10 protein-coding genes are annotated in these 15,389 nt (G+C 70.3%); 4 read left to right on the forward strand and 6 right to left on the reverse strand.

Annotation, left to right across the window (positions count from 1 at the left end):
• Window positions 1-117: 117 nt before the first annotated feature.
• Both Q7W82_RS08980 and Q7W82_RS08985 read left to right on the forward strand, forming a co-directional pair.
• Entirely contained in the window at window positions 118-813 is a 696-nt protein-coding gene (locus Q7W82_RS08980) for a YafY family protein (protein ID WP_242156529.1), read from the forward strand.
• 57 nt (window positions 814-870) lie between these two features.
• A complete protein-coding gene (locus Q7W82_RS08985) occupies window positions 871-1,530 on the forward strand; it encodes a glutathione S-transferase family protein (protein WP_242156530.1) in 660 nt (219 codons plus the stop codon).
• Between the two features lie 396 nt (window positions 1,531-1,926).
• Here the strand turns inward: Q7W82_RS08985 and mutS are convergent, their stop codons facing one another.
• The 5 genes from mutS to Q7W82_RS09010 form a co-directional block, all read right to left on the reverse strand.
• Window positions 1,927-4,518 (reverse strand): DNA mismatch repair protein MutS, encoded by a 2,592-nt coding sequence (mutS, locus tag Q7W82_RS08990; RefSeq protein WP_242156531.1) that lies wholly within the window; start codon window positions 4,516-4,518, stop codon window positions 1,927-1,929.
• Between the two features lie 260 nt (window positions 4,519-4,778).
• Entirely contained in the window at window positions 4,779-7,340 is a 2,562-nt protein-coding gene (gene galA, locus Q7W82_RS08995) for a beta-galactosidase GalA (RefSeq protein WP_242156532.1), read from the reverse strand.
• Window positions 7,337-8,512 carry an arabinogalactan endo-1,4-beta-galactosidase gene (locus Q7W82_RS09000; RefSeq protein WP_242156533.1) on the reverse strand — a complete coding sequence of 392 codons (1,176 nt, stop codon included), beginning with the start codon at window positions 8,510-8,512 and terminating at the stop codon, window positions 7,337-7,339. The genes galA and Q7W82_RS09000 overlap by 4 nt, the downstream gene beginning before the upstream one ends.
• A 16-nt stretch (window positions 8,513-8,528) precedes the next feature.
• Window positions 8,529-11,225 (reverse strand): TonB-dependent receptor, encoded by a 2,697-nt coding sequence (locus tag Q7W82_RS09005; RefSeq protein WP_242156535.1) that lies wholly within the window; start codon window positions 11,223-11,225, stop codon window positions 8,529-8,531.
• A gap of 329 nt (window positions 11,226-11,554) precedes the next feature.
• Window positions 11,555-12,448 (reverse strand): LysR substrate-binding domain-containing protein, encoded by an 894-nt coding sequence (locus tag Q7W82_RS09010; protein WP_242156536.1) that lies wholly within the window; start codon window positions 12,446-12,448, stop codon window positions 11,555-11,557.
• A 103-nt stretch (window positions 12,449-12,551) separates the two neighbouring features.
• Here Q7W82_RS09010 and Q7W82_RS09015 point away from each other — a divergent pair, with 103 nt between their 5' ends.
• Complete coding sequence (locus Q7W82_RS09015) at window positions 12,552-13,559, forward strand: putative sulfate exporter family transporter (RefSeq protein WP_242156537.1); 1,008 nt, start codon at window positions 12,552-12,554, stop codon at window positions 13,557-13,559.
• A 21-nt stretch (window positions 13,560-13,580) separates the two neighbouring features.
• Here Q7W82_RS09015 and Q7W82_RS09020 read toward each other — a convergent pair whose 3' ends face one another.
• Window positions 13,581-14,462 (reverse strand): SDR family oxidoreductase, encoded by an 882-nt coding sequence (locus tag Q7W82_RS09020; protein ID WP_242156538.1) that lies wholly within the window; start codon window positions 14,460-14,462, stop codon window positions 13,581-13,583.
• Window positions 14,463-14,734: 272 nt separating this feature from the next.
• Between Q7W82_RS09020 and Q7W82_RS09025 the strand changes: the two genes are divergently transcribed.
• Window positions 14,735-15,346 (forward strand): DUF4142 domain-containing protein, encoded by a 612-nt coding sequence (locus Q7W82_RS09025; protein ID WP_242156966.1) that lies wholly within the window; start codon window positions 14,735-14,737, stop codon window positions 15,344-15,346.
• Window positions 15,347-15,389: the final 43 nt, after the last annotated feature.

Here is a 15,389-nt window from a genome sequence, read left to right on the forward strand (position 1 = left end):
CTGCCGCGCTCCCGCCTGGCAGCGGTCGAGTATACGGTCCGCGCACGACGGCTCGTGCTGGTTGCGCACCGTGGACGCACTGCTGCGAGCGTGTGCGTGCGGCACTATCCTGTCGTGATGACCCAACGCGCCACCCGTCTGCTGCGCCTGCTCGACGCCCTGCGCGGGCGCCGCCGCCCCGTGGCCGGGGCGCAGCTCGCCGCCGACCTGGGCGTGAGCTTGCGCACGCTGTACCGCGATATCGCCAGCCTGCGCGGGCAGGGCGCCGACATCCTCGGCGATCCCGGCGTGGGGTATGTGCTGCGTCCGGGTTTCCTGCTGCCGGAGTTGAACTTCAGCGAAGACGAACTGGAGGCGCTGACCCTGGGCGCGCGTTGGGTGGCGAGCCAGGCCGATCCGGAACTGGCACAGGCGGCGCAGCGCGCCATCACCCGGATCGGGGCGACGCTGCCGGCGCCGTTGCGGTTGGCGCTGGAGACCAGCGGGTTGCTGGTGCCCGCGGCCCCACCCGCGCAGCCGGCGGCGCCGTGGCTGCCGGTCCTGCGCCGCGGCATCCGTCTGGAACATGTGCTGCACATGGACTACGCCGATGCCGGCGGCGTCGCCTCGCAGCGGCGCATCTGGCCGTTCGCGATGGCCTTCCTGGGCGGCTACGGCATGATCGCGGCGTGGTGCGAACTGCGCGGCGATTTCCGCCATTTCCGTGCCGACCGGGTGCTGGCGCTGCGCGACGACGGCGCGCGCTATCCGGACCGCAGGCATCTGCTGATCCGGCGCTGGCGTGCCGCCACCGGACACCGTGTCGGCTCCTGACAGCGGCTGTCAGCAGGGGCGGCGCAGACTGCGCGGCGTCCACCACGGAGTCCGACCATGTCCCACGATCTTGTGCTCTACACCCACCCCATGTCGCGCGGCCGCATCGCGCGCTGGATGCTCGAAGAAACCGGCCTGGCGTACCGCGCGCAGATCCTCGACTACGGCACCGGCATGAAGGCGCCGGACTATCTGGCGATCAATCCGATGGGCAAGGTGCCGGCGCTGGTCCACGGCACAACGACCGTCACCGAGAACGCGGCGATCTGCGCCTACCTGGCCGACCTGGTGCCGGAGCGACAACTGGCGCCGCCGCCGGGATCGCCGGCGCGGGGCGATTATTACCGCTGGCTGTTCCTGCTGGCCGGGCCGGCCGAGGCGTTCCTGACCGCCAAGCAGCAGGGCACGCTGGCACCGGCGCACAGCGCGGGCTACGGCCATGGCGAGGACTTGCTGGACATGCTGGAGCAGGGCGTCGCCGGTCGCGAGCACCTGGCCGGCGACCGCTTCAGCGCGGCCGACCTGTATGCCGCCGCGTTCCTCGGCTTCTACACACGCATTGGCGTGCTGCAGGCGCGGCCGGCGTTCGTCGCGTTCGTGCAGCGGCACCTGGCGCGGCCGGCGGCGCAGCGTGCCGCGGCCATCGACGATGCGTTGGTGGCTGCGCATCCGAACCCGTTCATGCCGCGCCCGAGCGCGGTGCGGGCGAGCGTCTAGCGGAATGTCGAGGGCTGGCGGTTGGGTCATGCCGTATGGCCGGACCCTCACCCCAACCCCCTCCCGGAGGGAGAGGGGCTCTAGCGCTTCCCTTCTCCCGCTGGGACCATGGCCCCCTTTTTGGGGGAAGGTGCCCCGCAGGGGCGGATGAGGGTACGGGCGCAGCGTCATGGGTCCTAACGCTGCGAGACGCTTCGCGCCGCACCCTCACCCCAACCCCTCTCCCGGGGGGAGAGGGGCTTGCAGCCTTTCCTTCTCCCCTCGGGAGAAGGTGCCCCGAAGGGGCGGATGAGGGTACGGGCGCAGCCTCGTGCGTCCTGACGCCACAAGACGCTTCGCGTCGGACCCTCACCCCAATCCCTCTCCCGGTGGGAGAGGGGCTACGGCGCACGCCGCCTACAGCAGCGACTTGAGCCGGTACAGCGCTTCCAGCGCCTGCTTGGGCGTGAGTTCGTCCGGATCCAGCGCGGCCAGCGCTTCCTGCGCGGCGGACGGCGTGGCCGCGAACAGGCCGAACTGTTGCGGCGCGTCCAGCGCCTGCGGTGCCATCTGCGAGGCATGGCTCTCGCCGCCGCGCTGCTCCAGTTCCGCCAGGCGCCGCCGCGCCTGCGCCACGGTGGCCTTGGGCAGGCCGGCCAGCGCCGCCACCTGCAGGCCGAAGCTGCGGTTGGCCGGGCCGTCCTTGACCGCGTGCATGAACACCAGGCGGTCGCCGTGCTCGACTGCGTCCAGGTGCACGTTGGCGATGCCGCTGGGGCCGCCTTCGACCGATTCGTCGGCCAGCGCGGTCAGCTCGAAATAGTGCGTGGCGAACAGCGTGTAGCAGCGGTTGTGGTGGGCGAGGTGGCGCGCCACCGCATCGGCCAGGGCCAGGCCGTCGTAGGTGGAGGTGCCGCGGCCGATCTCGTCCATCAGCACCAGCGACTGCGCGGTGGCGTGGTGCAGGATGTAGCTGGTCTCGGCCATCTCGACCATGAAGGTGGACTGGCCGCGGGCCAGGTCGTCGCCGGCGCCGATGCGGGTGAGGATGCGGTCGATCGGGCCGATCACCGCGCGCCGTGCCGGCACGTAGCTGCCGATGTGCGCGAGCAGCACGATCAGCGCGTTCTGGCGCATGTAGGTCGACTTACCGCCCATGTTCGGGCCGGTGATCACCAGCATGCGCCGGTCGGGGTGCAGGTCCAGGTCGTTGGGTTCGAACGGCTGCTCGCGCACCGCTTCCACCACCGGGTGGCGGCCGCGTTCGATACGCAGGCAGGCGCCGCTGTCCAGCTCCGGCTGGGTCCAGTCCAGTGCCTGTGCGCGTTCGGCGAAGCTGGCCAGCACGTCCAGCTCGCTGAGCGCGGCGGCGGCGCGCTTGAGCGGCTCCAGGCGCTCGCCCAGCGTGTCCAGCAGGCCTTCGTAGAGCAGCTTCTCGCGCGACAGCGCGCGCTCGCGTGCCGACAGTACCTTGTCCTCGAAGTTCTTCAGTTCTTCGGTGATGTAGCGCTCGGCGTTGGTCAGGGTCTGGCGCCGGCTGTAGTGCACCGGCGCCTTGTCGGCCTGGCCCTTGCTGATCTCGATGTAGTAACCGTGCACGCGGTTATAGCCGACCTTCAGCGTGGCGATGCCGCTGCTGGCGCGTTCGCGCGCTTCCAGGTCGATCAGGAACTGGTCGGCGTTGGTGCTGAGCCGGCGCAGCTCGTCCAGCTCTGCGTCGTAGTCGGCGGCGATGACGCCGCCGTCGCTGAGCTTGAGCGGCGGCTGCTCGGCGATCGCCGAGGCCAGCAGGTGCGCGATCTCGTCGTGCTGGCCCAGCTCCGCCGCCAGTGCCGCCAGCCGCGGCGAATCCAGCGGCGCCAGGATTGCGCGCACCTTTGGCAACAGGCCCAGGCCATCGCGCAGTGTGGAGAAGTCGCGCGGGCGCGCCGAGCGCAGGGCGACGCGGGTGAGGATGCGTTCGACGTCGCCGAGCGCGCGGAACGCCTCGCGCAGGTCGGCATCGGCACCACGATCGATCAACGTGCCGACCGCGTGGTGACGCTGCACCAGCACCTCGCGCAGGCGCAACGGACGGTGCAGCCAGCGCCGCAGCAGGCGCCCGCCCATCGGCGTCACCGTGCTGTCGAGCACGCCAAGCAGGGTATTGCGGGTGTCGCCGTCGACGCGCGTGTCCAGTTCCAGGTGGCGGCGGGTGGCCGCGTTCATCGCGATCGCCTCGCCGGCGGTCTCCATCGCGATCGCGGTCAGGTGCGGCAGGCGCTGCTTCTGGGTTTCCTCCACGTAGCCGAGCAAGGCGCCGGCGGCGGCGGTGGCGCGCGGCTTGTCGTCGATGCCGAAGCCGCTCAGATCGTGCAACTGGAAGAACGCCAGCAACTGGCGACGGCCGCTGTCGGCGTCGAACAGCCACGGTGGCCGGCGGCGCACGCCGCGGCGCTCGCGCAGGAATTCCGGCCACTGGTCCTCGTCGGGCACCAGCAGCTCGGCCGGCTCCAGCCGCGCCAGTTCCGCTTCCAGCGCGTCCTCGCTGTCCACCTCGTTGACCAGGAAACGGCCGCCGGCCAGGTCGGCCCAGGCCAGGCCGTAGCCCTGCTTGGTGCGCGCGATGGCCATCAGCAGGGTGTCGCGGCGCTCGTCCAGCAAGGCCTCGTCGGTCACCGTGCCGGGGGTGACGATGCGCACCACCTTGCGCTCGACCAGGCCCTTGGCCAGGGCCGGATCGCCGATCTGCTCGCAGATCGCCACCGACTCGCCCAGCGCCACCAGCCGCGCCAGATAGCCCTCGTAGGCATGCACCGGCACCCCGGCCATCGGAATCGGCGCACCGCCGGAACTGCCGCGCTGGGTCAGGGTGATGTCCAGCAGCCGCGCGGCCTTGCGCGCGTCGTCGTAGAACAGTTCGTAGAAATCGCCCATGCGGAAGAACAGCAGCAGGTCCGGGTACTCGGACTTGGCGGCGAAGAACTGCTTCATCAGCGGGGTGTGTTCGGGGACTTTCTCGGAGGTCATGGCGCCTTCGTGCGGACGTGCGGGGCGGCAGCGCATGGGATGCGCCGCCGCTGCGACAGGGGCATGGGGCGGCAGGCCGCCCGCGGGGGAGGCAAGTTTAGTGGATTGGGGTTGCGGGCGACCTATCCGCGTTGCCGCCGCCCACGCTGGATGGAGCGCGGCGCGCGATCGGGCGCGCAGTTGCCGCCCGGAAAGTGAGCGCCGGTTGCCGATCAAGCAGTAGTGGAGCGCGGCCATGCTGGGCATGGCCGTGGCATCGCTCAGGCCACGAACGGCCGCGACCGCGCGCGTTCCACCGGCAGCGCCAGCCGCGCCGAGGCCAACCCGGGCGCCGTGGCCTCCAACGTCAGCGTGCCGACCGTGCGCGTGGTCTGCAGCAAGGCCATGCACAGGCCGTTGAAGGCGCGGCGCTGGTCGGCCTTGTCGCGTTCGTGGCTGGACGGGTCGCCGTTGCCCACGCCGATCAGGCGGCCGGGGCCGCGGACGGCGAAGTGCACGGTGTCGCCGGCGGTGGGCACGATGCGGCCCTGCGCGTCGACGATCTCCACCGCGACCACCGCCACATCCTCGGCGTCGGCCAGCAGATTCGGCCGATCGCAGCGCAGGCGGACCGCGGCCGGCGCGCCGACGGTTTCGCGGCGTTGCGTCAGCACCTGCTTGCCGTCACGGTAGCCGCGCGCTTCGATGCGGCCGGGCGCGTAGCGCACGCGCCACTCGACGTGGCCGTAGGCCGGCACCTGCTGCAGGCCCTGGCTGACGCCGTTGACCAGCAGTTCCACCGCGTCCAGGTTGCTGTGGCACCAGACGTCGACCATGCCGTTGTCGCGCTCGTCCAGCAGGCCGTCCCAGTTCCAGTGCGGGAACAGGTGCAGCACCGGTTCGGCGGTCCATTGCGCGCGGTAGTACCAGTAGTTGTCCTTGGGGAAGCCGCAACTGTCGAGGATGCCGAACTGCGAGGCCACGTTCGGCCAGCGGTTATACGGGGTCGGCTCGCCGCGGTAATCGAAGCCGGTCCAGACGAAGCCGCCGGCGATGTAAGGGCGCTGCGCGACATAGCTCCACCAGGCTTCGGCGCTGCTCGCCCACCAGGGATAGTCGAGGTCGTAGGCGCGGGCGTAGCCGCGCACGTCGTCGGTGCGGTAGTTGCCGCGCACGCCGACGGTGCTGCCGGTTTCGCTACCGTAGACCGGGATCTGCGGATGGCGCGCATGGAAAGCGTCCATCTGCGTGGTGCGGTAGTTGAAGCCGACCACGTCCACGACCTGGCCGACGCCGTCGTCGAAGCCCTTGTCCATGGCGAAGGTGGTGGGTCGGGTCGGGTCCAGCCGCCGCACCAGGCGCTGCATGCGCGCGACGATGCGCGCGCCGCGCGCGGTGACCATCTGCGGCTCTTCGTTGCCCAGCGACCACAGCATCACGCAGGGATGGTTGCGGCCGCGCCGCACCATCGACGTCAGTTCGGCCATGGCCTCGTCGTCGGAGGACATGCGCCGGGTCTCGTCGATCAGCAGCAGGCCCAGCCGGTCGCACAGCTCCAGCACGGCGGGCGAGGCCGGGTTGTGCGCGCTGCGGTAGGCGTTGCAGCCCATCGACTTGAGCTGGCGCAGGCGCCATTCGTGCAGGCGGTCGGGAATGGCGGTGCCGACGCCGGCATGGTCCTGGTGGTTGTTGGTGCCGTGCAGCTTGTAGGCCGCGCCATTGAGCAGCAGGCCGCGCTGAGGATCGAATTGCAGGCGGCGCACGCCGAAGTGCGTGGTGGTCGCATCGCAGGTGCGACCGTCGCCGAGCAGGCGCGTGGACAGCGTGTAGCGCTGTGGGTTTTCCGGCGACCACGGTGCGGGCGTGCCCAGCTCCAGGGTCTGCTGCACGCGCTGCACCACGCCCGGTTCGACCGTGACCGGCGCCGAGCTGGCCTGGGCGACGATGCGCCCGTCGGGCGCGCGGATCACCGACACCACGCTGCACTGGCGTGGCGTGGCGCCGTTGTTGCCCAGTTCGGTTTCCACCAGGGCCTGCGCGTCGCCGCCATCCCAGGCGCTGCGCACGTACACGCCGTCCACCGGCACGTGCAGAGCATCGGTGGTGCGCAGCCAGACGTGGCGGTAGATGCCGGCGCCCTCGTAGAACCAGCCTTCGCCGAGGGTGGCGTCCACGCGCACGGCGATGATGTTCCGGGCGCCGTAGTCGAGCACGTCGCTGAGGTCGACCTCGAAGCCGCAGTAGCCGCTGCCGTTGCGGCCGACGATGTGGCCGTTGCAGAACACGATGCAATCGCGGAACACGCCGTCGAATTCCAGGCTGATGCGCTTGCCCAGGTCCTCGGCTGGAATCTCCAGCACGCGGCGGTACCAGCCGATGCTGGTCTGCGGATCGGTGCGGCCCAGCGGCGTGTAGCCATGCGCGGCGGCCGGGTCTTCGCCGTTGACCAGGGTGGAGCTCGGGTCCTGGCGCGGCGGCAGCGCCACCGCCCAGTCGTGCGGCAGGTCGATGCGCTCCCAGTCGCTGTCGTCGAAGGCGAGCAGGGCGGCGTCGGCGGTGTCCTTGCCGGCCTTGGCGTAGGTGCGCTGGAAGGTGCCGAAATGGAAGTCGCGTGCCGGATCGTCGGCGTGGCCGAGATGGAAGCGCCAGCCGCCGTCGCACAGCAGGCGCTGGCGCGGAGCATCGTCGTCCAGATCCAGCGAGAGCGGCGCAATGGCATCGCTGCCGGTGGGCGTGGCGGCCAGCGCGGCCGGCGCCAGCGCCGCGGCGGCACCGGGCACCGCCACCTGCACGCCGCCGGCGACCAGCGAGCGCAGCAGGTCGCGGCGGCTCAGTTCGATCATGGCTGCGCGTCCTGCGCCGGCGCTGCACCCTTGCCGGTCGGCATGGCCGGCGCCGGGCGGTAGGCGTGCTGCATGAAACCGATGCCGGGCAGCAGTTCGTTGCCGTGGCGGAAATCGAAGAAGCTGGCGTTCTCCCACGAGGAGCCGACGCCCCAGCGGGTCTTGCAGGTGTTGCTGGTCCAGGCCGGTTCCCAGTACACGACGCCGCTGCCGCCGTTGTCGACCACCAGTTGGGTGAGGTCGACCAGGTAGTTCAACTGGCCCTGCGGGGTGGCCGGGTAGCCCTTAATCAGCGAGTCGGCGCCGAGCAGGTTGGGCGAGGGGTCGCCGCTTTCCAGCGTCCACGGATAGGCGGTCTCCACCACCATCACTTCGGCCGGATAGCGCTGGCGCAGGCGCATGATGGTGGCGCCGAGCTGGTCCATGGTCTCGCGCGACCACTTGCGGTAGTAGCTGATGCCGATGAAGTCGAAGTCGCGCACGCCGGCCTTGGCCGCGGCGGCGAACCACGGCTCCACGTTCTCCGGCTGGGCGATGTGCAGCATCACCTTGGGCTTGATCGTCGAGCGCGCGCCGGCGTCGCGCACCGCCTGAATGCCGGCGTTGAACAGCTTGGCGTTGCGGGTCCAGTCGATCGGCCGGCGCTTGTCCCAGGGCTGGCTGTCCATCAGGTCGGAATTGCTCTCATTGCCGACCTGCACCAGTTCCGGCATCAGCCCGGCGCGGTCCAGCGCGCTGAGCGTGTCGTAGGTGAAGCCATACAGCGTGCGCGCCAGTTCGTCCTGGTCGGTGATGTTGGCCCAGGCCTTGGGGATCAGTTGCTTCTCGCCGTCGGCCCAGTCGTCGGAGTAGTGGAAGTCCAGCAGCACCTGCATGCCCTGCGCGCGCGCCCGGCGGATGGTCTTCTTGACGTCGCTCAGGTCGCTGTAGCGGGTCCAGCGCGCATCGTTCCACAGGCGCACGCGCACCAGGTTGGCGCCGTGCGCGTGGAACAGCTCGAACGGGTCGCGCACCGCGCCGTGGTCGCGGTACTGCACGCCGCAATCCTCCATCTCGTTGACGTAGGACAGGTCGGCGCCGAGGTACAGCGTGCCGGCACCGGCCACGGGCGCGGCGAGGGCGGCGGCGAGGGCCAGCGCGAGCGCCGGCAGCCAGGTGCGTTGGGATCGCATGCGGGTCTCCGGCGGCTCAGAACGTGTAGGTCGCTTCCAGGGCGAAGCGGCGGCCGAACAGTTGGTAGCCGCCATCGTCCTGGTTGGCGAGCCGGTTGCGCTTGTTGTCGCTGTACGCGCGCAACGGTTCGTTGGTCAGGTTGCCGACCTGGAACTTGAAGCCCAGGTGCTCGCTGTAGCGCCAGGCCAGGCTCAGGTCCACCGTGCCTTCGCTTTCCAGTCGCGCCAGCCGCGCCGCGTTCCAGCCGTACACCACGGTGTAGGGGCTGTGGTACTTGTAGCCGATCCGCGCTTCGAACTTGCTGTTGTTGTACCAGAGGTCCAGCGTGCCGGTGTTGCGCGCCAGGCCGCTGAGCGGCAGCGGATTGTCCGCCGGCGAGAACTCGTGCAGGTTGGATTCCACATACGAATAGTTCGAGTAGATGCCGAAGTTCTCCATGTGCGGGATGAAGAAGAACGGGGTCTGGAAGGTCAGCTCGGCACCGTTGATGTAGCCGCCGCCGCCGTTGAACGGACCGCTAATCAGGTAGTCGCGGCCGTCGATGGTCTCGTGCTGGGTCTTGTAGCCGATGCTCGAATCCACCCACTTGCGGTACAGCGCCAGCGCGGCCAGTGCTTCCTTGTGGAAGTACCACTCGTAGGACAGGTCGAGCTGGGTGGCGCGGAACGGATTGAGCTGCGGGTTGCCGCCGCTGCCGGTGAGCTGGCCGACGGTGGTGTTGGGGTCGTCGAGCGCGCGCCCGGTGCGCAGTTCGTCCAGCGGCGGCCGCGCCATCACCTTGGCGACCGAGACGCGCAGGATGCGCTCGGGATCGATCAGGAAGTTGACCGTGGCGCTGGGCAGCACGTCGGTGTAGGTCTTGCCGGCGCTGCTCGGCTGTACCACGCCGCCGACGGTGTCGTAGCCGTGGCTGTCGGTATCGGTGTGGACCACGCGCACGCCGGCGTTGCCGGTGACGTCTACGCCGAACCACTGCGAACTGAACACCGCCTTGGCGAAGGCCTCGCGCACGTTTTCCTCGACGTTCCAGTGGTCCAGGCGCTGTTCGACGGCCAGGCTGGGATCGAAGCCGCCGAAGCCGAGCCTGGCGATCGCGTCCAGGTCGCCGCCGGTCAGGGTCGGCACGTTCAGGTCCGGCATCGTCTCCGGGTAGATCAGGTCCTGGTAGGCCGAGATCGGCTGGCTATAGCCGGACTGGAAGCTGGTGAAGTGGCGGTTCTGCTTCTCGCGGCGCGCGGCGCGTGCGCCGAACTCCAGTGCGGTGATCGGCGAATCGGCGATCGCACGGCTGGCGCTCAGCGCCAGCGCGGCGATGCGGTCGCGCAGCGCCTGCGGTTCGGTCTGGCCGCTGATGCCCCATTCCGGCGCATCGGAACTGGTGCTGATGGTGGGGGTGACGCCGTGGCGGAAGTCGAACGACACCGTGTCCGGATTGCTGCCGAAGCGCACCGCGCGCCAGTCGTTGTCGCGCTTGGCCTGCGAGAACGACAGGTCGCTGCCCAGCGTCCACACGTCGCCGCGCCACTTGGCGTTGAGGCCGCCGGCCGCCAGTGTCTTGACCTCGTCGTAGTTGGCGATGACGTGGTCCACCTGCAGATTGGAATTGGCCAGGGTGCCGGCGACCACGTCGCCATCGACGATGGTGTAGGACGAGCCGGGCGTGGTGTACGGATTGCTGGCCGAGTAGATGCTGTAGCCGAGGTTGTTGAACCAGTTCTGGCGCTGGTCCTCGTCGATGCGGATGCGCGAGTACAGGCCGTCGAGCTTGAGTTCCAGGTTGCCCGAGCGCCATTGCACGGTGCCCATGGCGCCGGTGCGGGTCTGCTCGGTCAGCTTGAGCTGGTCGGCCGCGCCCCACGGGGTGTAGTCGACCTTGCCGTCGCCATCGACGTCGCGCGCGTTGCTGGCGTCGGTGTAGCCCCAGGTGCCGATCGAGACGCCGGCGTTCTTCTGCTTCTGGTAGGTGGTGCCGAGCGCGACCGCGAGGTTGTCGTTGATGCGGTGGATCCAGCTCGCGCCCAGGCGCTGGCCCCACGGCGAATAGTCGCGTGCGTCCTTGGCCTCGTCGTAGTACACCGGGCCGGCGGTGGCGACGAAGGTCGGGCCGGTGTGGTCGAGCGGATTGATGGTGGAGATGTCCACGGTGGCGGCGATGCCGCCGGCGATCAGGTCCGCCGACGGGGTCTTGTAGACCTTGACGGTGGAGACGATCTCGGTGGGGAACACTTCCCAGCGCACCGCGCGGTTGGGTTCGGAGGAGGCGATCTCGCGGCCGTTGACCGTGCCCATGGTCATGCGCGGGCCGAGGCCGCGCACCGTGGCCAGGCTTTCGTTGCCGCGGTCGCGGGTGCCGTTGACGCCGGGCAGGCGCACCAGCGCCTCGGCCACGGTGACGTTGGGCATCTGCCCCATGTTGTCGGCGGAGATGACCTCGACCACGTGGTCGTCGAGCTGCTTGGCCTGCACCGCCTGTTCCAGGCTGGCGCGCTGACCGACCACCATCACGTTGTCCAGGGTGACCGGCTGCTGGCCGTTCTTGGCGTCGGTCGTGGCGGGCGGCGTGGCCGCGGCCGCCGGATCGGCGGGGACGCTCTGCGCGTGCGCGGCGAAGTTGCCGGACAGGGCCAGGACGATGGCCGCGCCCAGCAGATTGCGGGCGGCAGGGCGGTGCGCGCGCCGGCCGGCCGGGCGACGGAGCTGTTCCAAAGGCATTTTTGTTCCCTCCCAGGACAAAAAGTGACCGATCAAGTTGGCATGGGCCGGAAAAATCCGGTCCTGGGGGCATCGGCAGGGCGGCCCTGCATGACGGCAGGCTGTCCCGATCGTTGTCCTCGATGACGTGTCTGCCGGCGTGGCGGGGCGGGCGTGGCATGTCCGGCGATGACTGCACGGACATCCCCGATTCGCTGCCTTGGCGCGCGAGAGACCGGGAGCGAGGATAGAAGCGCCAGGCATTCCATTCCAATGAAGCATTTGCCGAGGGCTATCTCGTTTTGGAATGGATGTCGCGCGCCGGGTCCCGCTGCCGGTCCGCGCGACCCTCAGGCCGCGGCGGACGCGGCCTGCAAGCCCAGCAGGGCCGCGGCCGCCGCCCCCAGGCTGCGTTCGCGGTGGCGCAGCGCATGGAAGCTGCGTTCGCCCAGCGCCACGGCGAGGGGCTGCAGGCGGCCGCTCTCCAGCCATGGGGCCGCGGCCAGTTGCGAGATCGCCGCCAGGCTGTGCCCGGCCTGCACCGCCGACAGCACCGCTTCGTTGGAGGGCAGGGACAGGGCCACGCGCAGGCGCTCCGGGGCGATGCCGGCGGCGCGCAGTGCCGCCTCGAACGCCGAGCGGGTGCCCGAGCCGGGTTCGCGCATGATCCAGGTGCTGTCGGCGACCAGCCGTGCCAGCCCGGGGCGGCGACGCCCCGCCAACGGATGGTCCGGCGCGGCGACCACGCGCAGCCGGTCGTGGTCCAGCGGCGAACTCAGCAACTCGGGGGCCTGCACGCCGCCCTCGACGAAGCCCAGGTCGGCGCGCCCCTCGCGCACCGCGCGCGCCACGCTGTCGGTGTTGCCCACGCTCAGGCGGATCTCGATCTGCGGATAGCGCGCATGGAACGCCATCAGCCGGGTCGGCAGCCAATAGCTGGCCACGGTCTGGCTGGCGTGCAGGTCGAGCGTGCCGCGCAGCACGCCGCGCCATTCGCTCAGGGCCAGTTCGGCGGCGCGGCTGCGCGCCAGGATCGCCTTGGCGTCCTCGCAGAACGCGGCGCCAGCCGCGGTCAGCACCAGGCCGCGGCCAACCCGGTCGAACAGCGCGACCCCGTACTGATGCTCGAGTGCCTTGATCGCAGCGCTGGCCGCCGATGGCGTGCGATGCGCGGCGTGTGCGCCCAGGGTCAGGTGCTGGCGTTCGGCCACCGCCACGAACAGCGCGAGTTGTTCCAGGGTCATGCGGCCACCGTTCGGGCTGATCGAACGAAACGTGCACCATTATGCGATGGAACCAAACGGTTTGCAGGCGCACGCTGCCGCCACTTCGATCCGGTTCGTTCCCATGCGTACGCAACTGCACAGACGTTCGACCTTGCTGCCCGGGCTGGCCCTGGCCATCGCCGTGGCGGCGCTGGCGTGGCTGGCCGAGCGCGCGCAACTGCAGTGGCTGGGCCGACGCTGGATCGACGCGCTGGTGTTCGCGATCGTGCTGGGCACGCTGCTGCGCACGGTCTGGCGGCTGCCGCCGTCCAGCCACGCCGGCATCGCCTTCGCCGCCAAGCTGCCGCTGGAACTGGCGATCGTGCTGCTCGGGGCGTCGGTCGGCATCGGCGCCATCGGCGCGGCCGGCGGCCTGTTGCTGGGCGCCATCGCCGGGGTGGTGCTGCTGGCGATCGCGCTCGGCTACGGCATCGGCCGCGCGCTGGGGCTGCCGTCGCGGCTGGCCACCCTGGTCGCCTGCGGCAACGCGATCTGCGGCAATTCGGCGATCGTCGCCGCCGCGCCGGTGATCGACGCCGACTCCGACGACGTGGCCGCGGCGATCGCCTTCACCGCTGCGCTTGGCGTGCTGGTGGTGCTGCTGCTGCCGCTGGCGGTGCCGTTGCTGGGTTTAGACCAGCGCCACTACGGCATCCTCGCCGGCCTGACCGTGTACGCGGTGCCGCAGGTGCTGGCGGCGACCGTGCCGGTGGGCGCGCTGAGCGCGCAGGTGGGTGCGCTGGTCAAGCTGATGCGGGTGCTGATGCTGGGACCGGTGATGCTGTTGCTGGGGCTGATCCGCGGCGGAGCGCCGGCGCAGCGGCGCCCGGCGCACGCGCTGGTGCCGTGGTTCGTGTTCGGCTTCGTCGGCATGATGGGCTTGCGCGCGCTGGGCGTGTTGCCGGCGCCGGCGATCGAGGCGGCGCAAGCGCTGTCGTTGCTGTTCACCCTGGTGGCGATGGCCGCGCTGGGCCTGTCGGTGAACTTGCGCACGGTGCTCGCGTCCGGTGGCCGCGTACTGGCGGCCGGGACGCTGTCGCTGCTGGCGCTGGCCAGCCTCAGCGTGCTGCTGCTGCGTTGGTTGCCGTAGCGCCGGCGCGATGCGCCGCGGTCAGTCGCCGTGGATGCGGCCGCTCTCGCCGGCGCGGTACAGCGTGCCCTGCGGATCGCGCGCCGGTTGCGCCTGCCGCTGCTGTTCGCTGCGCAGGGCCGAGAGCCGGTCGGCCAGGCGCGGCAGCAGATGGGTCATCGCCACGTTGGCGCTGGCCAGCAGGCCCACCTTCACGTCGCGGCCGCCGTGTTCGGCCGCGTGCTGGATCGCCTCGGCCACCCGCAGCGGCGCGATCCTCGGCTTGGGCAGCGACGGTTCCTCGCGCAGGTAGTTGCGCGCATGCTGCGGATACGGCGTGTTCACCGCGGTCGGCTGAATCAGCACCACCGACACCGGCGCATCGTCCAGGTGCTCCAGCTCGATCCGCAAGGTGTCGGTGAAGCCTTTGACCGCATGCTTGGAGGCCGCATACATGCCTTGCAGCGGGATCACCGCCTCGGAGGCCTCGCTGCCCAGGTTGACCAGGCTGCCGCGCGAGGCCAGCAGATGCGGCAGCGCCGCCATCGATCCATGCACCACGCCCCAGAAGTTCACGTCGAACAGGCGCCTGCTGTCGTGCTCGTCCACGTCGGCGAGCTTGCCGTAGATCGCCACGCCGGCATTGTTCACCCAGGTGTCGATGCGACCGAAGTGCCGGATCGCCACCGTCGCGGTCTCGTCCAGTTGCGCGCGCTCGGCCACGTCGGCGACCACCGTGATCGCCTCGCCGCCGGCGTCGCGGATCGCCTGCACGGTCGCGTCAAGGACACCCTGGCTGCGCGCCACCAGCACCACGCGGGCCCCGCGCTCGGCGGCCAGCAGCGCGGTACACAGGCCGATGCCGCTGGAGGCGCCGGTGATCACGATCACCTGTTGTGCCAGCGGGAGATGTCGTTGTGCCATGTGCTGCGCTCCGCAAACGGGTTCGCTCCAGCGTGGATCACGGCGCGTCGGGCCGCGTGATGCGCGCATCGCCGTGGCGTCAATCGCTGCAGCCTCACGGGCGCCGATGCGCCGCATCGCCCAGCCTCGATTTCTTTGCGTTTGCAGCATTTCGCATCGCCTGCACCCGCGTTCAACCATGCGCTCACGACGCGCCGCGGAGCATGCGCACCACCTCTCATGCAAAGGACACTGTCATGCGTAGCTACCGTTCCGGTCTTTCCCTGGCGCTGATGTCGGTTCTCGGCGTCGGCCTTGCTCATGCGCAGACCGATCCCTCCGGCCAGGCCGGCGGTCACGATCCCGGCGCGATGCAACAGCAAACGCCGTCGACGTCCGCGGCGCAGACGTCGTCCGGCATGCAGGGCGCGCAAGCCGCGCGCGCGTCTGCGCTCAACGAGAAGCAGGCGCTCGGCGTGCTGTCGGCGATCAATACCAGCGAGATCAACGCCGGCAACCTGGCCTTGCAGAAACAGGTCAAGGGCCCGGTGCGCGACTACGCCATGCAGATGGTCAAGGAGCACTCCGACAACAACGCCAAGATCGCACCGTGGGGACCCGATGCCAAGGCCGCACCGGCGCAGCAGCAGATGCAGAAGGCCAAGGCCGAGGCCGGCAAGCTGCAGGCACTGGATGGCGATCGCTTCGCGCAGGCCTACGTGATGGCGATGGTCAAGGACCACCAGGCGGCGCTGCAGATGCTCGACAGCACCCTGATCCCCGCCGCCAAGACCCCGGAGGTCGCCGCGCACCTGCGCACCACGCGCACGCACGTGGCCGAGCACCTGGCCAAGGCGCAGCAGTTGCAGAGTGGCGGCACGCCGCCGGCCGCGTCCACCCGCTGAGCTGCGCTGCGGGTCGCGGCGGACGTGCCGTGACCCGCATCGC

Origin of the sequence: Xanthomonas indica (assembly GCF_040529045.1) — a bacterium.
GTDB lineage: Bacteria > Pseudomonadota > Gammaproteobacteria > Xanthomonadales > Xanthomonadaceae > Xanthomonas_A > Xanthomonas_A indica.

Excerpts from the sequence above, each read along its gene's own strand:
- Q7W82_RS08980 (WP_242156529.1), top strand. The coding sequence starts at position 118 with ATGACCCAACGCGCCACCCGTCTGCTGCGCCTGCTCGACGCCCTGCGC.
- Q7W82_RS08985 (WP_242156530.1), top strand. The coding sequence starts at position 871 with ATGTCCCACGATCTTGTGCTCTACACCCACCCCATGTCGCGCGGCCGC.
- mutS (WP_242156531.1), bottom strand. The coding sequence starts at position 4,518 with ATGACCTCCGAGAAAGTCCCCGAACACACCCCGCTGATGAAGCAGTTC.
- galA (WP_242156532.1), bottom strand. The coding sequence starts at position 7,340 with ATGATCGAACTGAGCCGCCGCGACCTGCTGCGCTCGCTGGTCGCCGGC.
- Q7W82_RS09000 (WP_242156533.1), bottom strand. The coding sequence starts at position 8,512 with ATGCGATCCCAACGCACCTGGCTGCCGGCGCTCGCGCTGGCCCTCGCC.
- Q7W82_RS09005 (WP_242156535.1), bottom strand. The coding sequence starts at position 11,225 with ATGCCTTTGGAACAGCTCCGTCGCCCGGCCGGCCGGCGCGCGCACCGC.
- Q7W82_RS09010 (WP_242156536.1), bottom strand. The coding sequence starts at position 12,448 with ATGACCCTGGAACAACTCGCGCTGTTCGTGGCGGTGGCCGAACGCCAG.
- Q7W82_RS09015 (WP_242156537.1), top strand. The coding sequence starts at position 12,552 with ATGCGTACGCAACTGCACAGACGTTCGACCTTGCTGCCCGGGCTGGCC.
- Q7W82_RS09020 (WP_242156538.1), bottom strand. The coding sequence starts at position 14,462 with ATGGCACAACGACATCTCCCGCTGGCACAACAGGTGATCGTGATCACC.
- Q7W82_RS09025 (WP_242156966.1), top strand. The coding sequence starts at position 14,735 with ATGTCGGTTCTCGGCGTCGGCCTTGCTCATGCGCAGACCGATCCCTCC.